This is a genomic window from Mucilaginibacter sp. NFR10 (assembly GCF_900100445.1).
GTDB lineage: Bacteria > Bacteroidota > Bacteroidia > Sphingobacteriales > Sphingobacteriaceae > Mucilaginibacter > Mucilaginibacter rubeus.
Map to the genome: position 1 here is coordinate 252885 of NZ_FMTV01000004.1, position 23801 is coordinate 276685.

20 protein-coding genes are annotated in these 23801 nt (G+C 42.0%); 5 read left to right on the forward strand and 15 right to left on the reverse strand.

All coding sequences use genetic code 11. The features are described from left to right. Nucleotides 1-117: 117 nt before the first annotated feature. The 8 genes from atpG to BLP33_RS15555 all read right to left on the reverse strand — a co-directional run bounded on the left by atpG (nt 118) and on the right by BLP33_RS15555 (nt 5998). A complete protein-coding gene (gene atpG, locus BLP33_RS15520; protein ID WP_090530320.1) occupies nt 118-1005 on the reverse strand; it encodes an ATP synthase F1 subunit gamma in 888 nt (295 codons plus the stop codon). Nucleotides 1006-1151: 146 nt separating this feature from the next. Next, entirely contained in the window at nt 1152-2726 is a 1575-nt protein-coding gene (atpA, locus tag BLP33_RS15525) for a F0F1 ATP synthase subunit alpha (RefSeq protein ID WP_090530323.1), read from the reverse strand. A gap of 42 nt (nt 2727-2768) precedes the next feature. Further along, the gene (gene atpH, locus BLP33_RS15530) at nt 2769-3311 is read right to left on the reverse strand and encodes an ATP synthase F1 subunit delta (protein ID WP_090530328.1); all 543 of its coding nucleotides are present in this window, start codon (nt 3309-3311) and stop codon (nt 2769-2771) included. A 118-nt stretch (nt 3312-3429) separates the two neighbouring features. After that, on the reverse strand, nt 3430-3921 hold the full coding sequence (gene atpF / locus BLP33_RS15535; RefSeq protein ID WP_090530331.1) for a F0F1 ATP synthase subunit B: 492 nt from the start codon (nt 3919-3921) through the stop codon (nt 3430-3432). Nucleotides 3922-4033: 112 nt separating this feature from the next. After that, a complete protein-coding gene (gene atpE / locus BLP33_RS15540) occupies nt 4034-4243 on the reverse strand; it encodes an ATP synthase F0 subunit C (RefSeq protein WP_090530334.1) in 210 nt (69 codons plus the stop codon). Nucleotides 4244-4290: 47 nt separating this feature from the next. Beyond that, nucleotides 4291-5370, reverse strand: a complete 1080-nt coding sequence (atpB, locus tag BLP33_RS15545) for a F0F1 ATP synthase subunit A (protein ID WP_090530337.1) — start codon at nt 5368-5370, stop codon at nt 4291-4293. A 14-nt stretch (nt 5371-5384) separates the two neighbouring features. After that, the gene (locus tag BLP33_RS15550) at nt 5385-5771 is read right to left on the reverse strand and encodes a hypothetical protein (protein WP_090530339.1); all 387 of its coding nucleotides are present in this window, start codon (nt 5769-5771) and stop codon (nt 5385-5387) included. Further along, nucleotides 5768-5998 carry an AtpZ/AtpI family protein gene (locus tag BLP33_RS15555; protein ID WP_090530342.1) on the reverse strand — a complete coding sequence of 77 codons (231 nt, stop codon included), beginning with the start codon at nt 5996-5998 and terminating at the stop codon, nt 5768-5770. The genes BLP33_RS15550 and BLP33_RS15555 overlap by 4 nt, the downstream gene beginning before the upstream one ends. A gap of 70 nt (nt 5999-6068) precedes the next feature. On the opposite strand from BLP33_RS15555, the gene BLP33_RS15560 reads away from it, so the two are divergent. The 4 genes from BLP33_RS15560 to uvrC all read left to right on the forward strand — a co-directional run bounded on the left by BLP33_RS15560 (nt 6069) and on the right by uvrC (nt 13628). Then, nucleotides 6069-9035 (forward strand): type IX secretion system periplasmic lipoprotein PorW/SprE, encoded by a 2967-nt coding sequence (locus tag BLP33_RS15560; protein WP_139160005.1) that lies wholly within the window; start codon nt 6069-6071, stop codon nt 9033-9035. A gap of 3 nt (nt 9036-9038) precedes the next feature. Beyond that, a complete protein-coding gene (locus BLP33_RS15565) occupies nt 9039-11303 on the forward strand; it encodes a transglycosylase domain-containing protein (RefSeq protein WP_175490028.1) in 2265 nt (754 codons plus the stop codon). A gap of 51 nt (nt 11304-11354) precedes the next feature. After that, entirely contained in the window at nt 11355-11738 is a 384-nt protein-coding gene (locus BLP33_RS15570; RefSeq protein WP_090530347.1) for a four helix bundle protein, read from the forward strand. A 69-nt stretch (nt 11739-11807) separates the two neighbouring features. Further along, entirely contained in the window at nt 11808-13628 is a 1821-nt protein-coding gene (gene uvrC / locus BLP33_RS15575; protein WP_090530351.1) for an excinuclease ABC subunit UvrC, read from the forward strand. An 83-nt stretch (nt 13629-13711) separates the two neighbouring features. Here uvrC and BLP33_RS15580 read toward each other — a convergent pair whose 3' ends face one another. The 7 genes from BLP33_RS15580 to BLP33_RS15610 form a co-directional block, all read right to left on the reverse strand. Further along, nucleotides 13712-14107 carry a hypothetical protein gene (locus BLP33_RS15580; RefSeq protein WP_090530353.1) on the reverse strand — a complete coding sequence of 132 codons (396 nt, stop codon included), beginning with the start codon at nt 14105-14107 and terminating at the stop codon, nt 13712-13714. A gap of 411 nt (nt 14108-14518) precedes the next feature. Further along, nucleotides 14519-15496 carry a type IX secretion system ring subunit PorN/GldN gene (gldN, locus tag BLP33_RS15585; protein ID WP_090530356.1) on the reverse strand — a complete coding sequence of 326 codons (978 nt, stop codon included), beginning with the start codon at nt 15494-15496 and terminating at the stop codon, nt 14519-14521. Between the two features lie 6 nt (nt 15497-15502). Further along, nucleotides 15503-17023 (reverse strand): type IX secretion system motor protein PorM/GldM, encoded by a 1521-nt coding sequence (gene gldM / locus BLP33_RS15590; protein ID WP_090530358.1) that lies wholly within the window; start codon nt 17021-17023, stop codon nt 15503-15505. Between the two features lie 40 nt (nt 17024-17063). Continuing rightward, on the reverse strand, nt 17064-17864 hold the full coding sequence (gene gldL / locus BLP33_RS15595) for a type IX secretion system motor protein PorL/GldL (protein WP_090530363.1): 801 nt from the start codon (nt 17862-17864) through the stop codon (nt 17064-17066). A 59-nt stretch (nt 17865-17923) separates the two neighbouring features. Continuing rightward, nucleotides 17924-19240 carry a T9SS ring complex lipoprotein PorK/GldK gene (locus BLP33_RS15600; RefSeq protein ID WP_090530366.1) on the reverse strand — a complete coding sequence of 439 codons (1317 nt, stop codon included), beginning with the start codon at nt 19238-19240 and terminating at the stop codon, nt 17924-17926. Between the two features lie 252 nt (nt 19241-19492). Further along, entirely contained in the window at nt 19493-20251 is a 759-nt protein-coding gene (locus BLP33_RS15605; protein ID WP_090530369.1) for a uroporphyrinogen-III synthase, read from the reverse strand. Between the two features lie 18 nt (nt 20252-20269). Next, nucleotides 20270-21256, reverse strand: coding sequence for a DUF4271 domain-containing protein (locus BLP33_RS15610; protein WP_090530371.1), 987 nt, complete (start codon nt 21254-21256; stop codon nt 20270-20272). A gap of 384 nt (nt 21257-21640) precedes the next feature. Between BLP33_RS15610 and BLP33_RS15615 the strand changes: the two genes are divergently transcribed. Continuing rightward, nucleotides 21641-23518 carry a glycoside hydrolase family 97 protein gene (locus BLP33_RS15615; protein WP_090530374.1) on the forward strand — a complete coding sequence of 626 codons (1878 nt, stop codon included), beginning with the start codon at nt 21641-21643 and terminating at the stop codon, nt 23516-23518. The last annotated feature ends 283 nt before the right edge of the window (nt 23519-23801 follow it).

Consider the following 23801-nt stretch of genomic DNA (forward strand, 5'->3'; position numbering starts at 1 on the left):
CTTTAATCAGCGTTTGGGTAACGGGGTATCAGGGCAATCCTCCAATCCCAAAAATCATGGTTCAAAAAAAAGGCTCTCCTCTCGGAAAGCCTCTTCTATATAAAAGTACTCTTAAACTTAGTTCCCGCCTGAAAGGGCTGCCGCGCCACTTACTATCTCGGTAAGCTCGGTAGTAATGGCTGCCTGACGGGCCTGGTTGTATGAAAGTTTCAATGATTTCAAAAGCTCGCCGGCATTTTCGGTTGCTTTGTCCATCGCTGTCATACGGGCACCATGTTCAGATGCGTTTGAATCCAATACAGCGCGGTAAAGTTGAATCTTGATGTTTTTAGGGATCAGTTGCTCAACAATTTCCTGTTGTGATGGCTCAAGGATATAATCAACGTTAGCTGCTTTTACTTCCTCTTTCTTCTCTGCCTTTGGCACAGGCAATAACTGCTCGGTGATCAGGTATTGTACTGCAGCGTTACGGAAGTGGTTATACACCAATTCCACACGATCATAATCACCGTTAACAAAGCCCTGCATAATAGCTTCGGTAATTTTTGAAGCGTTCTCGAAGTTAAGGTCCGAGTACAGGTCGTTGTTGTTGCCAATTACGTTGTACTTACGCCTTTGGTAAAACTCCTGTGCTTTTTTACCGATAGCAACGATAGATACGTTACCGGCGGCAAGTTGCTTAGGATATTTTTCGGCAATAAGGTTATTGGCAGTTTTAATAACGTTAGTATTGAAAGCACCGGCCAAACCACGGTTTGATGATACCACAACTACCAATACACGTACCGGCTCACGCTCCTGAAGGTAAGGAGAAGTGTTATCCTCCAAACTTGCAGATAAGTTAGCCAGCAGGTCCTTCAACTTACTTGCGTAAGGACGCAGCTGAATAATAGCGTTGGTAGCACGTTTCAACTTAGCAGCCGAAACCATTTTCATAGCCTTGGTGATCTGCTGGGTTGATGATACAGATTTGATCCTGTTTCTTACTTCTTTTAAATTAGCCATTCTTTATTGAGATGTGAGATTTGAGATATGAGATTTGAGATAGCCTCACATCTGCACTTTCAATCTGTTTATCTAATTTATATAAAGATGGCAGATGTGGAAGAGACCAGTCTCATATCTCACATCTAACATCTCCAATCTAAAAATTAATACCTTGCTGAGAGTTCTTTAGCTACTGTTTCCAGTACGCCGGTAAGCTGGTCGTCAAATTTACCTGCTTTAAGGGCCGCTAAAACTTCAGGGTGACGAACTTCTAACTGATCGGTAAATTCGGTTTCGAACTCCCTTACTTTATTTACCGGTACGTTACGCATTAAGTTTTTAGTACCAAGGTAAATGATAGCAACTTGTTTTTCTACAGTTACCGGAGAGTACTGACCTTGTTTCAGTATCTCTACGTTACGGATACCTTTATCCAACACGTTTTTGGTTGAAGCATCAAGGTCAGATCCGAATTTTGAGAAAGCCTCAAGCTCACGGAACTGAGCCTGGTCAAGTTTCAAAGTACCGGCAACTTTCTTCATTGATTTGATCTGCGCGTTACCACCTACACGTGATACAGAGATACCTACGTTGATAGCCGGACGAACACCTGCGTTGAACAAGTTAGATTCAAGGAAGATCTGACCGTCGGTGATAGAGATTACGTTGGTTGGGATGTATGCAGATACGTCACCAGCTTGTGTTTCAATGATTGGAAGAGCTGTTAATGAACCACCACCTTTAACGATGCCTTTGATAGACTCAGGAAGGTCGTTCATTTGCTGAGCGATAGAATCATTTGAGTTGATTTTAGCGGCACGCTCTAATAAACGGCTGTGCAGGTAAAATACGTCACCCGGATAAGCCTCACGGCCCGGTGGACGACGTAACAACAATGAAACCTCACGGTAAGCAACAGCTTGTTTTGACAAGTCATCATAGATGATCAAAGCCGGACGGCCTGTATCACGGAAGTACTCGCCGATAGCTGCACCTGCAAACGGAGCAAAGAACTGCATGGTAGCAGAGTCTGAAGCGTTAGCAGCAACTACGATTGAGTAAGGCATAGCGCCGTTCTCTTCAAGCGTACGAACGATATTAGCAACAGTTGATGCTTTTTGTCCGCAAGCTACATATATACAGATTACAGGTTTACCTGCATCATAAAATTCTTTTTGGTTGATGATGGTATCTATACAAACCGCAGTTTTACCTGTTTGACGGTCACCGATAACCAACTCACGCTGGCCACGACCGATAGGGATCATCGCATCGATAGCTTTGATACCGGTTTGTAATGGCTCGGTTACCGGCTGACGATAGATTACACCTGGCGCTTTACGCTCAAGCGGCATTTCGTAAGTTTCGCCGGTGATTGGGCCTTTACCATCAATAGGAGCACCCAAGGTATCAACAACACGGCCAAGCATGCCTTCGCCTACGTTAATTGACGCGATCCTGTTGGTACGTTTAACGGTATCACCTTCCTTGATATCATCAGATTTGCCTAACAATACCACACCTACGTTATCTTCTTCAAGGTTAAGTACGATGCCTTGCAATCCAGTGCCAAATTCAACCAACTCGCCCGACTGTACTTTAGTTAATCCATAAACGCGTGCGATACCGTCACCCACCTGGAGTACAGTACCCACTTCTTCTAATTCAGATTCTGACTTGAAGCCGGCCAACTGCTGACGCAAAATTGCTGATACTTCGTCTGGTCTTACCTCTACCATTGTTTAAAATTTATTTAGAGTTTTACTTTTAATACTTACTTATTATGCCTTTACAGCAAATTCTTTTTTCATTTTCCTCAGGCTTGCGGCAATACTGGTATCAACCTGCCTGTCACCTATAGTTAACACAAAACCGCCTATCAAAGCCGGGTCAACTTTAGTTTCCAGCACTACTGTACCGCCAACTGATTGTTGCAATTCGGCAACCAATGTTTTCTTATTAGCTTCAGAAAGCGCAGTAGCTGATGTTACCTTAGCTTTGGTGATATGGTTTTTAACATTGTACAGGTTAATGTACTCGCCGGCGGTAAAATATAATACTTCGCCGCGGCCTTTGTTAACCATCAGCTTAAAGAAAGCGATAGTAGTTTTGCTAACCTTATTTAAAAATATCTCGTCAAGGATCTTGATCTTTTTTGAGTGAGATATAATAGGATTAGCCAATACTGCCACCAGTTCGGGGCTGCCCTTCAGGGTTTTTAAGAAAAGGTCCATATCGGCTTTGACCTCTGCAACAATTCCTTGTTCCTGTGCAAGATCAATGATCGATTTGGCGTACCTGGTTGCTACCGTGATTTCTGACATGTTTTTTTATTTCGGATTTCGAATTTTCGATTTCGGAATTTTCAATTTGAATTTCGGTTTTTAATTGGTCAGCGAGTACGGGAATAAATCCGAAATCCCACGTCCCAAATCCGAAATTTTATAACTTCACTTCTTTCAATAATTGGCTAACCAATTCGTCTTGTTGCTGCTGATCTTCAAATTGCTTGCGAAGGATCTTCTCAGCAATCTCTAAAGATAAAGTAGCTACCTGGTTTTTTACATCGGCCAAAGCAATAGCTTTTTGGTTGTTGATTTCAACACGGGCAAGCTCAATCATACGTGCACCTTCTTTATGTGCAGCTTCTTTAGCATCAGATACGATTTGCTCTTTAGCTTTGCGCGCTTCAGACAGGATCAGGTCGCGCTCGGCACGGGCTTGTTTAATCAATGATTCGTTTTCATTGGTTAAACGGCTCATTTCCTCTTTGGCAGCTTCTGCTTTCAATAATGCATCTTCAATTGAACGCTCACGATCGCCAATGGCGGCCATGATCGGTTTCCAGGCAAATGCCCTCAGTAAAATAAGTAAGAATAAAAAGGTTACGGATGTCCATACAACCAAACCCCAATCAGGCATTACTAATTCCATTTTTTATATATAACTGTGTGACTATAGTTCCAAATTAACTCATTCATTCAATTAAAAACCGGTGTGCAACCAACCGTTACACGGCCCGGTTCTTATTTTTTGCGGGTAATAATTAGTGGTTACCCAAAAGTGCAACGATCACACCGAAAAGAGCAACACCTTCAACAAGTGCCGCAGCGATGATCATGGCAGTCTGAATTTTTGAAGCAGCTTCCGGCTGACGAGAAATACCTTCCATCGCTTTACCACCGATTTGACCGATACCAATACCAGCACCGATAACTGCTAAACCTGCACCTAATGCAGCAATACTTCCAACCATTGTTTTTAAATTTAAATGAATATAGTGTTATTATTAATTACAAATTATTAATGATGATGCTCTTCAACAGCACTGCCAATAAACAACGCGGTAAGCATTGTAAAGATGAAGGCCTGTAAGAAAGCTACCAGCAACTCAAGCACGTCGATAAACAAAGCGAAAGCTATTGATACCGGCGATACCCAAAGTGTCTGGAATATAAAGATTAATGAAATCAATGCCAATACGATAACGTGGCCCGCCATGATGTTTGCGAACAAACGCACCATTAACGCGAAAGGCTTTGAAATGATACCGGCAAGCTCAACCACCCACATAATGGGATATAGCCAAAACGGAACGTCAGGAGCAAAAATGTGTTTCCAGTAGTATTTGTTACCATTAAAGTTAACCACGATAAGGGTAATAACAGCAAGCACCATGGTTACTGCGATATTACCTGTAAGATTTGAACCTCCGGGGAAAAACGGCACCATACCAATCAGGTTATTGATCAGGATAAAGAAAAACATGGTTAACAGCAGCGGCATAAAGCGCGCGTATTTGTAACCGATGTTCGGCAGCGCTACTTCGTCACGAATAAACAGGATAAGCGGCTCCAATAATGATTGCAAACCTTTAGGCGCTTTACCTACGCGCTTTTTGTATGAGCCGGCTACGCTAACAAATATAATGATCAGCAATATTACCGACATCCACATGGAAAACACGTTGCGGGTAATTGACAAATCAAAAATCTTTGCGGTTTCATCAACGGTTGTACCATCGGCGCCAACAACTTTAATTTTGTCTTTAATTAAAGCATAATTGTGGTATTTACCCTGGTGGGCTTTCTCACCATGCTCGAATTCAGAAGCCGAAAATACTTCCAGTCCGCCGTCTGTATAAAGTATAACAGGCAAACCAATAGCAACCTTACCACCTATGTGAAAATAGTGCGAATCGGCAATGTGTTCAAGAATGGCTTCATTAGGGTCAAATTTTTCCTTTTCTTTACTTTCAACAGTTGTTGATGACTCATTTTTTTCTTGTACAGCGTTAGCATTTAACGTTACAAATAGCGAAAAAACGCCTAAAATGATGCTTAAGGTAATTTTTTTTGAGTTCAAAATATGGCTAAAATCCATTAGCAGAGAGATTTTTACTTTAATTTTTGGTTGCGCAAGGTACGTAACAAACCGTAAATTTCAAAGGCGAGGTTAAAGAAATATACGTAAAAAAAATTAGCAACAAATATCACCCCGTTTACTTTGATTTTAACTAAAAAAAACAGGCAAAAAAACATGCAGGTCAAAAGCTTGATCATGGTTGCCCCAAGGAAGGTTTGAGCATATATTTCCTTGTTAATTTTGGTTACCATCAATATGGAAACAATGGTGATAAATGTGAGCCCGGTTACAAAAGCATATATCATCCAGAAATGAGGATCGAGCCAGGCGGCATGTGTTGATTTGCTTAACAGAAATGGCGGCACAGCTATGATAACTGCAAACAGCAGGAACGATAAAATAACAGTGTGCAGTTTCAATTTTTAACAGATCTGATGACGATAAACAAAGCAATGAATACCCCGATAAGGGCAAGTATGGCAGTAGCCCATTTTACATCATGTTTGCCGGCTTCATCAATTTTATAACCGGCAAATGTAAAAATGCCAATGATAACCACCATCTGAAAACCGATGCTGCTGTATTTAGCATAAGCGCTTAAAGGCTTGCCTACCTCATCTTCGTTATTTTGTTCATTTTCGGACATGCGCAAATTTATTAAACCTATTGCATAATCTTTAGTATTTTAGCAATGCTTTTTTAACTACCATATAGCATTGAGGCGATTATCATCATCCTATAAACCAAACACCAGCATTTTTTTTCTGTTTGCAGTTATATTGATAGCGGCCGGTTGCTCGCTTGAAAAACAAAGCGGCTTTAACCGCACCATGCAAAACCTCACTGCTCACTATAACATATTATTTAATGCTAACGAAATTTTAAGGCTCAAGCAGGAAAGCTACGTCACAACTTTTCCGGATGCTTATAGCGAAATTTTGAACGTGTATCCCGATACCACCGCACAAACCGGCACGCCCGATAAGGATTTGGAGGAAGCTATTGTAAAAGCCAATAAGATCATCAGCATCAAAGAACAAAGCCACTATTTGGGCGATGCTTATTTAGTGCTGGGTAAAGCAAGATATTTAGAAGCTAATTATTTTGATGCCATTGAGTATTTTAATTATGTAACCCGCTCATTTGGCAAACAAGCCAACCTGAAACAGGAAGCCTTGGTTTGGAAATCACGCGGGCTCATGTATTTGAATCAGTTACCTTTGGCAAAACTGGTTATTGATTCCGCAGTTCAGGATATCAATCCTAAAAAGAATATTACTGCCGATGTTTACGCCACCAAGCTGCAATATGATATTCTAACCCAAAACTATGCCGAAGCCGAAGAGATGGCTAAACTGGCCATTAAATACAGTTATGTCAGCAATCTCAAACTCCGCTGGATATTTATCCTGGGCCAGTTACAGGAGCTTAACCTCAAGCCGGCCGATGCCTACGAAAGCTACACCCGCATAGTTAAAAGCAACGCCAGTTTTGAAATGGCATTTAATGCCAACCTTAACCGGATCCGCATCCGCGACAATCAAAACGGTGTTAAGGCCAGTAAGATCGACCTATTACGTGCCCTGCTTAAGAATGAAGACAATACTGATTTTTACGACCAGATCTATTACCAGATTGGTGAACAGCAGTTTAAAGCCGGCGAAATCGACAACGCCCTGAAAAGTTACAAGAAATCGGTGCGGGTTAGCACCAAAAATCAAAACCAAAAAGGGCTTTCGTATTTACGTATTGCCGATATCAACTTTAAAAACAAGGCCGATTACGTAAGTGCCAGGCTTTATTATGACAGTACGCTCAATAACCTGTCGATAAATTACCCGGGATACCGGATCATCCGCAAAAAGGCCGATAACCTGCAGATCCTTACCCGCCTGCTTGAAACCATCTCGCGCGAGGATACCCTGCAAATGCTTGCCGCTTTGGATGATAAAACCCGCGATGCCCGTATAGATGAAATGGTAGCCCGCAAAACACGTCAGCAGCAACAGGCCGCTTTGGAAGCCACCGGTGCCGCTGCCAATGTCAATAACGGCACTATGCCAAATACCTTCGACAGGAACAGTAATTCACCTTCCTCCAATAAAAACAGCGGTAGTACATTTTACTTTTACAACAACAGCGCCGTAAGCCAGGGCTATAACGACTTTAAGCGTTTATGGGGCAACCGAAAGCTTGAAGATAACTGGCGCCGCAGCCGGCGTTCAAATACTGGTATTCCTACAGCCAATACCGGCATTGGCTCACAGGTTAATGATCCGGATGCTCCGGTTGGTAGCGTAGCGTACAATAGCACAAATGTATCGGCCGGTACTTTCAGGCAGGACTTGGTTAAAAACCTGCCTCTCACCCCTGCCCTTTTGCAGCAATCCAATTTCAAGATCTACAACGCTTATTTTGAAATGGCCAATTTTTATCGTGATGTATTGGAAGATAAAAAGGAAGCCATTGCCACTTACGAAACTTTGCTTAGCCGCTTTCCTCAAAGCAGCGATAAACCTTCTATCTATTATAACCTTTACAGACTTTATGCCGATATCGATGCGACAAAATCAAACGATTACAAGAACAGGCTGCTTAAAGAGTATCCGGAAAGTGTATTTGCTAAAGTAATTCTCGATCCGGATTATGCACGCAAGCTGGCAGATGTAGATGCTGTATTTAACGGCTTTTATAACGAAGTGTACGATCAGTATGCTCAAAAGCAATACGCAAAAGTGATTGAGAAAGCAAATGATTTGCTTAACAAATATCCTGACAACCGGTATGCAGCGCAGTTATACTATCTGAAAGCTATTGCTGCCGGGCATATGGAAAAGTTGCCGCCATTTCAGGCCGATCTGCAGTTAATCGCCGCAAAATATCCGCAGGATAAGCTCATCGCCCCACTGGTAAACCAACACCTGGCCTATATCGATTCGAACAAGGCCGAAATAGCTGCGCGTCCGGTGGTATTATTTAATGATGATCCTAACGAGGTCCCTTTTACCCCACCGGTAGCATATCAAAAACAAACAGAATACCGTCCGCCATATACCCCATCGGCACAAAATGTAACTCCCCAGGAGCGCCTGCCCGAACGGGACACGCATATAATAGCCGGGGCTAAAACATCGGCACCACAAATTCAGCAGGCTGCAATTCAACAACCAAAACAACTTGCCGTAGGCCAGATCCCTTTACCGCAACACCAAATGCCGGATACTTCAAGGGATATAGCCACGCAGCCGGCACCTAAACAAAAAGATACTGTGGCTACGGTTCACCCGGCCGCCATTAACAATACACCAGCGGTAAACTACATATTCAGCAAGCGCGACAGCAGCAACTATTACTTTGTGATAAATGTATCCAGTGGTACAACTAATCTGGCTTCTACACGTTTTGGAGTAGGGCAGTTTAACCGTACACGATACACCCGCAGCGAAGTAATCCACCACGTTAAAAGCGTTGGCGAAAATAACCAGCTGATATACGTTGGCCGTTTTTACAGCCTTGCCGATGCTAAAGATTATGCACGTACCATTGTACCTCTGCTACCCGATATTATGAAGGTTCCAAAGGATAAATACAGCATTTTTATCATTACCAAAGAAAATCTGGATAAATTAGCAACCCAAAGTATATTGGATAGTTATTTTGACTACTATCAGAAATTTTATTAGAAAATGAGAACCACTAACACAAGGTTTAACTCGAAAAATCAACTCCAGCCTGCAGATATAAGAAGATACAACTGGTACATATGGCGAATTGTGCTTGGCCTTTTTGCTTTTGTTGTTATGATGATAACACTCACTATTTTTGATGTGTTCGGTCAGCTGCCTTCGTTCCGCGACCTGGAAAACCCCAAGAGCAACCAGGCTACAGAGATCATCTCGTCCGACAAACAGGTATTGGGGACTTACTATATCCAAAACCGTTCCAACGTTACTTACCGCGAACTGTCACCAAATGTAATTAACGCTTTGGTTGCTACCGAAGATAAACGCTTTTATGACCATTCAGGCATTGACTTTGGCCGAAGCTTTACCATTTTCGCGCATTTGCTCATCGGGCAAAAGCAGGGTGGCAGTACCATAACACAACAGTTGGCACTTAATCTTTTTTCGGAACGATCTGCCAATCCATTTAAGCGGATCATCCAAAAACTCCAAGAATGGGTTACAGCTGTTAAGCTTGAACGCCATTACACCAAAGAAGAGATCCTCACCATGTACCTTAACACGGTCGACTTTGGTGCTTATAACACTTATGGCATCAAATCGGCCGCGCGCACTTATTTTAACACTACGCCTGATAAACTAACACCCGATCAGGCTGCCCTCTTAATAGGCATGGTTAACGGCCCCGGCATTTATTCGCCTATCCGTCACCCGGATAACGCGCTTAAAAGGCGTAACCTGGTGCTAAACCGTATGGCCGAACAAAATTACCTAAGCGAAGGCCAGGTTGAAGAATATAAACGCAAGCCACTTGGCCTTGATTTTCACCAAAACAATCACTTTGACGGCCTTGCTCCTTACTTCCGTTCGGTATTGAAAAAAGAGCTTCAAAAGATCTTTAAAGAACAGAATATTAACCGCCCTGATGGCACCCCTTACGATCTTGACCGCGACGGCTTAAAAATATATACCACCATTGATGCCACCATGCAGCAATATGCGGAGGATGCGCAGCGTGATTATATGAAAGATTTGCAGGCACAGTTCAATGACCACTGGCGCGGCCGTAACCTTTACAAAAGCATCCACAACTTCAAATTTTTGCTTGACCAGGGCATGCAAAAATCTGACAGGTACAAACAACTGAAACAACAGGAAAAATCTGACGAGGAAATTGAAGAAAACTTCAAGACCAAAACCATGCTTAACCTGTTTACCTGGCACGGCAATATCGATACCATGATGAGGCCAATTGACAGTATTATCTACTGTAAAATGCTTTTGCGTAATGCTCTCATGAGTATGGATCCCACAACCGGCTATGTTAAGGCATGGGTTGGCGGCACCAACTTTGAACATTTTAAATACGACCAGGTAAAGAATGGCACCCGCCAGGTAGGTTCAACAGCCAAACCATTTACTTATGCTGTGGCTATCGACAACGGCTACTCTCCATGTATGAAAATCAATAACGTGCCTGATACTATCCGTGGTTATGGCGCGCCGTGGTGCCCGCGCTCGTCGCCATCCGAAACTTTGCCGGGCTTTATTACTTTAAGGCAGGCACTGGCGCACTCACAAAACTGGGTTACGGCCCACGTTATGGGCGAGGTTAAACCAGAACCTGTTGTTGATCTGATCAAAAAGATGGGTATTACAACCAATGTTCCGCCTTATCCTTCAATTTGCCTGGGTACGTTTGATGCTTCTGTGTTTGAGATGACCGCCGCTTACTCCGCTTTTGCCAACCACGGCCTGTGGACAGAGCCTACTTATATTTTACGCATTGAAGATAAAAACGGCAACGTATTGTATACCCATACTCCGCGCGTGGTGCAAGCCATGAACCCGCAAACGGCTTATGTGATGACCTATATGCTTAAAGGTGTTATTGAAGATGGTACCGGTTCAAGATTAACCTACAAATACGGCTTACGTAACCCTATCGGTGGTAAAACCGGTACAACCCAAAACAACTCAGATGGTTGGTTTATAGGTATAACCCCACAACTGGTTACCGGCTTATGGACAGGTTGCGAAGATCGTGACATTGCCTTCCAGAGCACCCGTCTGGGCGAAGGCGCCAATAGTGCCCTGCCGATATTTGCCATGTACATGAAAAAGGTATATGCCAATGCAGCTTTAGGCATTAAAAAGAATGTTGATTTTGATGCCCCTGCAAATGGAGTTAGCATCATATTGGATTGCGGAGCCTATAACCAGCAGCAACAGGGGACTACCGACGTGGATAAGAAATTGGGATTCTGATAGTTCATTCGTTCACTTGTTCATTAGTTCATTGGTAAATAGTTTAATAGCATGAGCCATCACTCGCTCGAAGATCTAGAGGTATACAGATTGGCTGATACTTTCAGCGATGAAATTTGGTTTATAGTAAGTGAGTGGGACTATTTTGCCAAGGATACCGTTGGTAAACAAATAGTACGTTCTGCAGATTCAATTAGCGCGAATATTGCAGAAGGTTATGGAAGATACCATTACAAGGAAAACCGCAATTTCTGTTATTTTAGTCGGGGTTCAATTTTGGAAACCAAAGGCTGGCTTCAGAAATCAAAGAAAAGAAACCTGATAACTGATGAGCAATTCAATAATCTGTTTGAAAAATTACAGGTCATCCATATCAAATTAAATGCATACCTAAAGTTTATTGGCAAACGCGAGGGCAATAAAGGAGACCAATAAACGATAAGCTATGTTTCATTGGTAAAACAACCGCCAAGCAGACCAATGAACTAATGAACCAGTGAACCAATGAACCAATTTGATTATAGAGCAGCTTTAAAAAACATCCCTCACAAACCCGGGGTTTACCAATACTGGGATAGTGAGCAGGAACTGATATATATCGGCAAGGCCAAGGACCTGCGCAACCGCGTTGGGTCGTATTTTAATCAGGATATCCATATCAATGCCAAAACAAGGGTGCTGGTATCCAAGATCCGTGCTATAACATTTACCATTGTTGATACCGAGGTAGATGCCTGGTTGCTGGAAAACAGCATGATCAAGAAGCATCAGCCTCGCTACAATGTCATGCTTAAGGATGATAAGACCTATCCATGGATCATCATTAAAAACGAAAATTACCCACGCATCTTCTGGACCCGCCGTATAATCAAAGACGGCTCCAAATACCTTGGCCCTTATGCATCGATAAGCATGATGCATAACATTTTAGGACTTATTAGGGAAACTTATCCTCTACGTACCTGCAACCTGCAGCTTACCCGCGAAAATATTGATAAGGGCAAGTTTAAAGTTTGTTTGGAATACCAATTGGGTAATTGCAAAGGCCCCTGCCAAAACTATCAAACCGAAGAAGACTATGATAACAGCATCGAAGAAATTAAGGATATTCTGAACGGGAAGATTGGTGCAGTTCTTCGTCGCTTAAAAAATGAGATGGAAGCGGCTGCTATGGAAATGAATTTTGAGCTGGCCCACCGGCTTAAACGTAAGTTTGAACTCCTTGAAAACTACCAAAGCAAATCAACCGTTGTTAACTCATCTATAACCGACGTGGATGTGTTCAGCATTGCGTCAGAGGAAAAACTGGCATTCGTAAACTTCCTGAAGGTGATGAATGGTACCATCATCCAAACACAAACCATCGAACTAAAAAAGCGACTGGATGAAAGTGACGAAGAGTTGCTTACACTGGCCATATCCGAGTTCAGGAGCCGCTATAACAGCGACAGCAAGGAAATCATCGTACCGTTTGATATCGATCTTGAGGACCATCCAAACATCAAATTCACGGTGCCTAAACTGGGCGAAAAACGCAAATTGCTTGACCTTTCGCAAAAGAATGTACAGTTCTTTAAAAAGGAAAAGATTGACCAGTACGAGAAATTGAACCCCGAGATCCGCACCGAACGGTTGCTTACGCAGATGATGAAAGATCTGCGCATGAACCAGCTACCGCGCCATATTGAATGTTTTGATAACTCCAACTTCCAGGGCAAATACCCGGTATCGGCCATTGTAGTGTTCAAGGATGGAAAGCCCTCCAAAAAAGATTACCGGCATTTTAACGTTAAAACCGTTGAAGGCCCTAACGACTTTGCCACAATGGAAGAAGCTGTACACCGCCGTTACCGCCGCATGCTGGATGAAGGAACAGAATTACCGCAGCTGATCGTGATTGATGGAGGTAAGGGTCAGTTATCATCGGCCATGCATAGCCTTAAGTTATTGGGTATAGATAAAAAGGTAACCGTGATAGGCATTGCCAAACGACTGGAGGAGCTTTACTATCCCAATGATCAATACCCGATGTATCTCGATAAAAAATCGGAAACCCTTAAAGTGATCCAGCACCTGCGTGATGAGGCCCATCGTTTTGGGATCACTTTCCACCGTAAAAAGCGCGATAAGGGCACATTGGTAACAGAACTTGAGCTGATAGAGGGCATAGGCAAAACCACAGCCGAAAAGCTGCTTAAATACTTTAAATCGGTAAAGAAGATTCGCGAAGCTAACGAGGAAATGCTGCTCGAAGTAGTAAATCTTAAACAGGCCAAAGCCATATTGACGTATTTTAATACAGGAGCAGAAATTAAGCAAGGATAGCTCCCAGATTACTACGCCTAAAATAACAAAGGCCTGGTTCAATCAACCAGGCCTTCTTTATATATTGATGTTTGTGATTTTTATTACTGAGCGATGTAAAATGATTTTTGATCGCCATCCTGATAAACATGGATTGATTTTTTAACTACCTGTTTGTCGGTAGTGATTTCCATAGTGTATTCACCATCTTCCAAACCGGTTAACACATAACCTTTGCTTACATCAGTTTTGCTTGGCACAATATCTTTCAACAAAAGTTCATTGTCATTATTGTAAACTTTTACCATTGATCTTCCGCTTTCAGATTTTGCAAAGTTCACTTTTAAACCGCGATCATGATCAAGGGCTTTAAAGCTTACAACTTCTTTGGCTTTAGGGGTAACATCGATTTTGTCTTCGTCGGCTTTGGCTGCTGTAGTAGCAAATACACCTGCAGTTAATAATACAAATAAGGCTGATAATTTTATTGAGGTTTTCATGATCGTAAGGTTTTAATGTTTTAAATATGTTGTGTTGTTGTTTTCAATGATCAAATGAACAACATATATTTTGATCGCTAAAAAGTGTTATACCAGCTGTAGATATAAATAGACAAAGCCTCAAAAACACTCGGCAAACCCTAAAAAGCCCTTGTTTACTATTATTTCAGGCGTTGGTCGGAATTTTGGGGGAGTTGGTAGAAAGGAGTAAGCGATTGGTCATGCGTGGGGTGAAAATCGCATATGAAAAGAGATAAGCAATTGTTATCCTGTTAAATGTTTACCGGCTAAATAAGCACGGCAGCAGGTGCGATGAAAAATCTTAGCCGCCTTCCCGATAAAACAGATCTTAAAACAAAACAGGCGATGAAAATTCATCGCCTGTTTTATAATCTTGTTAATCTTAATGTATTAGTACTGCCAAAGATTAAGCTCCCAGTCAAGAAGGGACTTTTTAACCCTTTCTGATTCGTAAAGCTTATCAATACCCTGAGCATAATCTTTTATACGCTCATCTTTGTCGTTACTTTCTTTTACGATATAACTGGTAAAGATGCGTTTTATAAACACGTCGTCAAAGCTTAAGCCGGTGGCATCACTGTTACGGCTAACCACTTCTTTGGTTGCAAGTACCGCGCGTGCTTCAGGAAAATAAATCCAAAAAGCGGGCTGAAAATCGATGTCGAGTGTACCTGTACCTTTAGGTTTAACCAAAGGAGCAATACCTATAATCCGGGGCTCAAATACCGAGCGCTGTTTATCAAAGATCCAATCTTCTTTAATGCGGAATTTAAGCACGCTATCAGGGTTAAACTCACCTGCAACAAGCGTAGATGATATAACGTTATTATCCTTATCGCGCTTTTCAACTACGCTGCTGTCAGATGCTAACCGGCCACGGGCCTGTGCACCTGTTAAAGGAGTAGTAAAACCATCGCCATTGGGATCATCCTTTTTACCCGGGGTCGGGTCATATGCGGTAAGCTCGCCTTTGGCTATGGCATCAAGCAATACATCAATTAAACGGCCCTTGGGTGAAGCCAGGTACTGGTTCATCTTTTCGCGTACATCAATTTCGCGCCAAACGCGTTTGGCAAATGCCACATCATTTTCACGCAAATTAGGATACGGTGTAACCTTGGCGTTTAAAATATTGTTCTTTTTGTAATAGCCATCAAGCGGCCTGTCAAAAGGTTTTGCAGCAATTTTACTCGCAGTATCAAGGGGCTGCTGGCTGGTAACATTATCCGGCTGAACCTGTACAGGTTTCTGAGTTGTTTGCCTGGCGGTGGTGGTCTTTTTTGCCGGCGGCCTCTTGGTGCGCTTTTTTTGCGCATAACCGCTTACACAAGCCAGGCACAGGATAACAACTAAAATTCTCTTTTTCATACGCGTTTAATTTGCGGATAATACAATCGGGTCAAGTGACCTCGGTGAATGGTCAGGACCTACCGCAACGATATCCTTAAATATAACAGTAGTTCCTGGTGTAACTGTATTTAAAGCACTACGCATAGCGCCGGTTAATTCCCCGCCTGAGCCTGATAAAATAATGGCATCCTGGCGCGGTTTTACAACCAGCATAGTAAAGTGCGTTACGTTAAATTTAGCATCAAAGTCAAAGTTATCCAGCTGAGCAAAAAGCCTGTCCTGTGCTCTGATATTAGCCGAACTGGTGTTACCTCCACTTTTACCTGCAAACTGTGGCTTAGGGTCAGGGATCCTTTTGATACGGAACTGTGTTGAACCCAATACCGCTCCTTTTGCACCACTAACAGAAATTGTAGCTTTGCCTATGCTGTTTACAATTGCTGTGTAATGCCCGCCCGAACCACTAAGAGAACCGGCACCACTAAAATGCACGTTTAAGTCGCTGGCTGCTACGCCAGGCGCAGATACCGAAATAGGATTCGGTACACCGATATAAAGTACATTCATTTTATCAGGAGAAATAACTGCCGAAGGCCTTGCAACTGTATATTCCTGCTTGAAAGGATAGGGATCATTTTTACCGGTTGTATTATTTTTAACCATAATAACCCCTTCTATAGAATGCTTTCCTTCACCGCTTGCAGTAATGGTATAATTACCTTTACCATCTGTTACAGGAACCCTGCTACCGTTAACAGTGATATCAGGGTTTGATTTTGAATCGTATGCTGTCAAAAAGATCTGGGCAGTATATGGCTGTCCTGCTATCACATAGCTGCTTGGAGCTACCACTACTGCGCTAAACTTATCGAGCGTAACCTGAGCCTGGTCAATTTTACCTAATAATTTCTTAACTACTTCGTTTTCGGCATTTTTGCTATCAGCTTCAATTTTGGCTAAAGTAGTGAGGGCCGCGCCTAAAGGTATGCCATCCCCAAAGTTAGCTTCCTGCCATGATTTTCTAACATCCCCATGCGGTTTAGGCGCTACGGTATTTAGTGAAAACTGTACGCCTACACTGTCCTTACCTAAAGCTACCATTAACCTTTGGCGGGTTTCATCAATTTTAGCTTTCAGTTTCTCCCCATTTTTTTGATTGATCATGATACGGGGCGATATATCGAGGTTATCCCGTGCGTCAACGTCATCAATCTCCGGGTTAATGCCGCCGCCTTCCTGAATCAGCTTTGCTTTCAGCTGTTCAACGTAGGTATTTAATTCTGCAGCTATAGCACTTGCCTGTTTAGCCTTATCATAAATTGGTTTCGCCCGTTCAGCCTGTTCTTTCAATTTTGTAGCCTCAAAAGCGCTGTATGTGTTTTGCAAACCAGTATTAACATTCCTGGTTGATGCATCCAAACTATTCGTAATATTCTTAAACGCGTCCAACAGGCTATCCGGTACGTTAAGGGCAATGAGGCCCAATAGTACCAGGTATAGTATACCTATCATTCGCTGTCTTGGGGTTTCCTTACCTCCGGCCATCTATTATAAATCTTTTCTGGTAATCAATTAATTAATTATATTAAACACGCGGCTGATTCATAGCTGTAAGCATGTTACCATAAATGGCGTTTAATGATGCCAGGTTCTTAGCCAATCGACCTACCTCTTCCTTAAACTGTTTTGAATCATCCATTGATTCATTAAAGTTGTTCATGGTAAGCGAAAGGTTCTGGTAAAATTTATTCATTGATTTTAAGTGCGCGCTTGAATCCTGTAATTCCAGCTCGTAAACCGCATTAAGCGCCGACAGGTTTTTAGCTAATTGGGTAACCTGGTCATGGTAAGCTTTTGAATCAACATTTGAGTTAGCCATTTCAGTTAAATTAGCCGACGCCTTTTCAAAAGAAACACTTAGTTTTTCATAACTTGCGGTTGCATCTTTAACTTTGCTTGTAAAAGCAATAGTAGCTTCTCCCGCATCGGTAACACGTGATATAGCGGCTACCTTATCGCCAAATGTACGTAAACCATCACCAAGACTGCGTACCAGCTCAGGGCCAATTTTTGCATCTTCCATCATTTTATCCAGCGCAGCAGTTGTTGAAGGGCCTGTATTACCGACGCTCCTTACAGTTGCTTTTGGAAGTTCTCCCTGAAAGTCTTCATTTAATTCAGGATACACACGTGCCCAGTTAATTTCTTTATCTTCTCTCTGAAATCCTAATATAAAAAACAGTATAGCCTCAGTTATAAGTCCCCCTGCTATCCAGTATGTGGCACCGGGCCAATGCAAAATCTTAAACATTAACCCTATAATCACCACAGTAGCACCCCATGATACGATGTTGCCTATTCCGTAAGGTTTTTTCTTTCCAGCCATAATTCAGAAGTAAACTTTTATTTTTTAATTTGATTTGCTTGCGTTTAACTAACTCTCGATTAGCGTTTATCTGTAATGTCGCGCCCTAAATATTTGGTGACGCAGCGGAAACCGATATATGATTTAGCAGTGTCCTGGTATTCGTAGGTCCGGGTTGAGTTTTGAAGAAAATATCCGATATCTTTCCATGAGCCCCCGCGTACAACTTTACGTTTCAATATTTCGGGGTCGGTAGACTTAGCTTCGTAATTGAATGTTGGTGCGAGGTCATGTACAAATGTTGACGCTGATTCGTCAAAAGCAGATAATGTCCATTCGGCTACGTTACCCGCCATATTGTATAAACCATAATCATTAGGGAAATATGAACGTACCGGCACAGTATACGCGCCGCCATCATCGGTATAATTACCACGCCCTGGCTTAAAGTTAGCCAATAAGCAACCTTTTGCATTTTTAATGTAAGGCCCTCCCCATGGATAATCGGTACCTATCCTGCCGCCACGTGCCGCGTACTCAAACTCGGCTTCCGTAGGCAAACTGTAAGGTGCACGGTGCGGTAAATGGCGCTTATCTTTATAAGCGTCATTATAGCGCGTACGCCATACACTGTAAGCTCTGGCCTGCCTCCAGGTTACCCCTACAACAGGGTAATTACGGAATGCAGGATGTGAAAAATAACTTTCAACCATAGGCTCGTTGGCGGCATATGAAAAATCGCTTAACCAAACAAGCGTATCAGGGTATACCGCTACGGTATCACGAACAATGAAGTCGGAACGATGTTTTGTTTTATCGTTATGATGATCTGCAGCATCGCGCAGGGTAAACAAAGCGTAGTTATATTTAAGTAAGCGCACGTCAACCTCATTACGGTCAAACACACGGTCATCACCCTGGTAGTACATACCCTGCAATTTTTGAGCATTGTTTGCCTGGTTGCCTTTGCTGCTCCAGATAGGATTTTTCTTCACAAACTCCCAGTTGATGAATTTTTTACCGCCATTATTATTACCGGCGCCAGCTTTGGGCTGAATGAAATACTTATTATCGTTGATATAATTGGTAATGGCTATCGAATCGCGCACCCAGTTCACAAACATTTTGTACTGACTGTTGCTGGTTTCGGTTTGATCCATAAAAAACGGAGAAACAGTAACCTGTTTAGTTTGGGCTATCTGGGCAAAGGTTACGTCCTGATCAGTTTGCCCCATAAGGAAACTGCCACCAGGAATATAAACCATTCCGTAAGGCACCTCGGCCCTGAATGATCTTGCAGGAACCCCTACAACTTCCCCCCGGTCACCGCCTCCGCGGCCACAACCACTTAATACACCACCTGCTAAAACAATTATTAAAAAGTAGATCTGCTTCATTTTACAATCAAAATCAGTTATATAACTATAACACAATGCAACGTCCGAATATATTACATTTTACTCAATGTAAGCTATAAAAAACGATAATTTGGCTTCTTGAATCGATAAACTGTGTACTTATCTTCCCAATACCGTACAAAACGCTATATAATTAACAAACCGCTAACCAATTGTTAACATGACAATTAGTTAGCGGTTATACGGGTAAATATGGTAAAAAGTTGCAGCCTGGTTAAATAAATTTCCAATTTATTTGTTTACAAGCTTAACATATTGCTCAATAGCCATTGTCATTGACGGCGCGCCGGGGGTTGGAGCTGGTATATCCAAAATCAAGCCAGCCTCAAGCACTGCCTTATGAGTAGTCGCCCCAAAAGCGGCGATGCGCGTATTGTTTTGCTTAAAATCGGGAAAGTTTTTATACAGCGATTGTATACTTGACGGGCTAAAAAATGCTATAACATCATAAAACACATCGGCGAGGTCAGAAAGATCGCTGCAAACCGTGCGGAAAAGCACCGCTGGGGTAAAGTTATAACCGTTCTCCAGCAAAAAACGCTGCGTTTCTTCGGCAGCTACATCCGAGCATGGGTAAAGGAATTTTTCCGACGAATGCTTTTTCAAAACTTCTGCCAGGTCAGCAGCGGTTTGCTTGCCAAAAAAGATCTTACGTTTACGGTACTGAATGTACTTTTGAAGGTAAAGCGCTATGGTTTCCGAAAGGCAAAAGTATTTCATTTCAACAGGCACCTCAAAGCGCATCTCCTCGCATATGCGAAAAAAATGATCGGCCGAATTACGACTGGTAAAGATCACAGCGCTAAAATCAGCTAAATTGATCTTCTCTTTTCTGAAATCCTTTGCGGGCACACCCTCAACATGAATAAATGATCTGAAATCAATTTTCAGGTTAAGCTTTTTAGCCAGCTCGGCGTAAGGATTTTTATCATTTTCGGGCTTAGGCAAAGTAACCAGTATGCTTTTAACCTTTTTCTTTCTATCTTCCAATTCAGTGCTTTTAATAACCTAAATTTTAATATTCAATGCCTTTATTAAAATCAAAACAGGGCAAATTTCGAGGGCACAAAGATACGTAAATAAATAAAACTTATGAAATCGAAAGGTAGAAATTATATTTACGCTGCTCCTGATGTATTGCCATATAAAAATTATAATGATGATAATAAGCGTAACCGTAAGTAATACAGGAATATATTGTGCACCAAGAAGGCTGAAACAAATAACCACCGGCAAAAAAACAAACGCGATATTAAAATAGGTAAGATGCAGAATATTAAGGTATTCGCTCACCAGCTTATTAATATCAAACACAAACCCTAAAAACTTGAGTATTAGAAACTTGAGCGAAAATAATACAATAATGACTATGGTAAGAAAAGTAAACAGGCCGCTTCCCGCTATTTTATAATAAACGCCTTTGTACGCAGCCAGTTGATATAAGAACAAACCGAACGTAGCACAAAATAACAAAAACAAGCCCAGGAAAGCCCACGAACTAACCGGACTCTCTTCTTTACCGGCTATCGAAAGTACGCGTTTGCTGTAAAAAGAGGCAAATACATTGCTTACATCTTTGCCCAGGGCAAGGTTAAGAATAGCTGTATACAACAGCATGGCAATAATGAGCACAATAACCCAGGGATCACGCGAAGGGCGATTATGCCCCTCCATTACCCTGCTCTTTGACCTGGAATGGAGATCAAGAAAGCCGTAGCCATGATATAATTCGTGGGCAAAAACGCTATCGGTATATTGGGCACGCATGGCCGCGTCAGGCACCCTGAGGTAACGCATAGCAATAGAGTCTGCAATAAATTTATCTCTGTTTTGCATGGCATAAGCTACCGAATCAAGCACCGAATTACCGGGACGAAAAGCGCGTGTTGGTGATTTTAAAGGCGTATCAGCCACTATTGAATCCTGTTGCGCAAAAGCAGCAGTACAATTCAATAAAAACAGCAGGCAGCACCAAATAACCAAACAGATCCTCAAAGCTTAAAAAGGGCTATTATTTTTTGCAAAAGTAGGGTAATTATCTGAACCAGAATTTTATCAATTAATATTTTTTTGAATTTATTTGACCTTAATCACTTGCTATTCATTAAAAAGTCGGATTCCTATAAAGAAAAGTCTAATTAATACAATCTGGGTAAAAGCTGGTAAAATATATTTGTTGCAGGATAAGCCGGGGTGGTTAACTATTTAAGGGATGGCTGAAATTCAGCTAATATTAAGCAGTCATGTAAATTATTTGCCAAACCGTTAGTTAAACGACCCAACGCCGACATTAAACCGATAATTAACAATTAACCTAAATACCGATCTGGAATATTTAAATTCTTTGTACTGTTTATTTAAATGACAAAAGCGCTAATTATGAAAATAAATACCTGCTTATTACTACTTATGCTGTGTTTGTATTACAATGGATATGCCCAGCAAAAAACCATCACCATTAGCAGCCCCGACAGACAAATTAATGTCCACATATTCATCGCCAAAGGCAAATTATCATACAACGCGGCAGTTAACAATACGATGTTGATAGCACCATCGCGCCTGGGTTTAACTGTTGATGGTATCGATCTTGGAGTTGAAACCAAATTTGCAGGTGCCCCTTCAAATAAAAAGATAAAAGAAACCTATACTATCAACGGCGCTCACAAAACGGCACGTAACGAAGCGAATGAAACTACAATTCCTTTGCTAACAGCAGAGAAGAAATTCAACTTAATTGTGCGCGCTTACAATGATGGTATAGCTGTACGTTACACATTACCTTATAATACAAAACACATCAATGCTGACTCAACCTCCTGGGAATTCTCCGGAAAAGTAACGCAGGTTGCCTGGTCGGATTATAATGAAGGTTATGAGGGCCTAAGCCATGTAACTCCATTACCATCAGTTCCACAAAATACACCAATAATGGGGCCCTTAACTTTTAATGTAAACGGGATTTTTGCCTCGGTTTCCGAAGCTGATTGCGAAGACTTTTCAGACATGTCTTTTATACACCATGAAAATTCTTTTAAAGCAAATTTCCCCTTTGCCCCTAACGGCTGGGATGTACAACCGGATAGCGATACTGAACATGCTGTACTTAAAGGTGCTTATGAAAACCAAAAAGTATCTCCCTGGCGAACAATTATCATAGCCAAAAATTTAACTGAATTAGTAAACTCAGACCTGCTCACGAATCTGTGCCCGGCACCACAAAAAGGCAATGACTTTAGTTGGGTAATGCCAGGCCGTTGTTTATGGCAATGGTGGAGCGTTGGGGCTCCCCGGTTTGCCGATCAAAAAAATTGGTATGATGCGGCAGCTAAATTAAAATGGGAATATTATTTAGTAGATGATGGATGGCGAAATTGGAGCGAGCAGGGTAAAGATCAGTGGCAGCTTTTGGGAGATGTGATAGCGTACGGAAAAGGCATTGGCGTAAAATCAATTGTTTGGGTTGACTCTAAAGAAATGCGATCGGCGGCGGCACGCTATTCTTATCTAAAGCGAATCAAAGATCTGGGAGCAGCGGGCATTAAAATAGATTTCATCCCCCCTGCAACGTCATCTATTATGCAATGGTACATGGGTACCATGCAAGATTGTGCAGACCTCAAACTAATGCTTAATTTTCACGGAAGTGTAAAACCAACCGGATTGACAAGAACCTATCCCATGGATATTACAAGAGAAGCCATTAGGGGTAACGAATATCACATGACCCGGTATAAAAGAGTGGCACCGTTAGACCATGACGTATCTGTACCGTTTACGCGTTTTACCGCCGGTGCTGCAGATTTTACTCCGGTAATACTGAACCCAAAGCAACTTACATCGCAAAAATTCACCTGGGCCCATGAGTTTGCTCAATCCATCGTATATCTTTCTCCTATTACGCATTTCGCGGACGAATATAAATTTTACCTGGAAAGCCCGATGTTTGATTTATTTCAACAGGTACCTACAACCTGGGACGAGACAAAAGTTTTAAGCTGTACCCAAATGGGTGAAATTGTTGCTTATGCACGCCGAAAAGGAAACACCTGGTGGGTTGGCGTAATGAATGGTGCCGATGCACGCGAAATCAAGGTTCCGTTAAACTTTCTGCAACACTCAACAAAAGGGACATTGATATATGACGGAGCAGATACCAATGCATCTATCCACCGTGAAGAAAGATTAGTCAATCCCAAAGACACGCTTACTATAAAATTATCGCCGGGTGGTGGCTTTGTAGCTATGCTACATTAAGAGCAAGATCGTATAGCATGTTGCATGCGCAGAGCAACATGCCAGCCATATTAAGGATTCGTTTTATAAAAGAAGGCGGAATGAGCTCAAAAGCACAGTCAATTAGGAGTCTCCGCTTTCTTGAGCAATCCCGATTCCCTACAGAATGATCTTACTGGCATAAATCTTTAGGAACTCATAATTGTGTTTACCTTTGCTTTATACGGCATTTTACTAATGTGTCAAGATAAGCACTAAATTTGCCGTTACATGAGCTTTTTATTTCTAATTGTTAGCATAATTT

Coding starts and splice junctions, on each gene's coding strand:
- atpG (WP_090530320.1), bottom strand. CDS start 1,005: ATGGCTAATTTAAAAGAAGTAAGAAACAGGATCAAATCTGTATCATCA.
- atpA (WP_090530323.1), bottom strand. CDS start 2,726: ATGGTAGAGGTAAGACCAGACGAAGTATCAGCAATTTTGCGTCAGCAG.
- atpH (WP_090530328.1), bottom strand. CDS start 3,311: ATGTCAGAAATCACGGTAGCAACCAGGTACGCCAAATCGATCATTGAT.
- atpF (WP_090530331.1), bottom strand. CDS start 3,921: ATGGAATTAGTAATGCCTGATTGGGGTTTGGTTGTATGGACATCCGTA.
- atpE (WP_090530334.1), bottom strand. CDS start 4,243: ATGGTTGGAAGTATTGCTGCATTAGGTGCAGGTTTAGCAGTTATCGGT.
- atpB (WP_090530337.1), bottom strand. CDS start 5,370: ATGGATTTTAGCCATATTTTGAACTCAAAAAAAATTACCTTAAGCATC.
- BLP33_RS15555 (WP_090530342.1), bottom strand. CDS start 5,998: ATGTCCGAAAATGAACAAAATAACGAAGATGAGGTAGGCAAGCCTTTA.
- BLP33_RS15565 (WP_175490028.1), top strand. CDS start 9,039: ATGAGAACCACTAACACAAGGTTTAACTCGAAAAATCAACTCCAGCCT.
- BLP33_RS15570 (WP_090530347.1), top strand. CDS start 11,355: ATGAGCCATCACTCGCTCGAAGATCTAGAGGTATACAGATTGGCTGAT.
- uvrC (WP_090530351.1), top strand. CDS start 11,808: ATGAACCAATTTGATTATAGAGCAGCTTTAAAAAACATCCCTCACAAA.
- BLP33_RS15580 (WP_090530353.1), bottom strand. CDS start 14,107: ATGAAAACCTCAATAAAATTATCAGCCTTATTTGTATTATTAACTGCA.
- gldN (WP_090530356.1), bottom strand. CDS start 15,496: ATGAAAAAGAGAATTTTAGTTGTTATCCTGTGCCTGGCTTGTGTAAGC.
- gldM (WP_090530358.1), bottom strand. CDS start 17,023: ATGGCCGGAGGTAAGGAAACCCCAAGACAGCGAATGATAGGTATACTA.
- gldL (WP_090530363.1), bottom strand. CDS start 17,864: ATGGCTGGAAAGAAAAAACCTTACGGAATAGGCAACATCGTATCATGG.
- BLP33_RS15600 (WP_090530366.1), bottom strand. CDS start 19,240: ATGAAGCAGATCTACTTTTTAATAATTGTTTTAGCAGGTGGTGTATTA.
- BLP33_RS15615 (WP_090530374.1), top strand. CDS start 21,641: ATGAAAATAAATACCTGCTTATTACTACTTATGCTGTGTTTGTATTAC.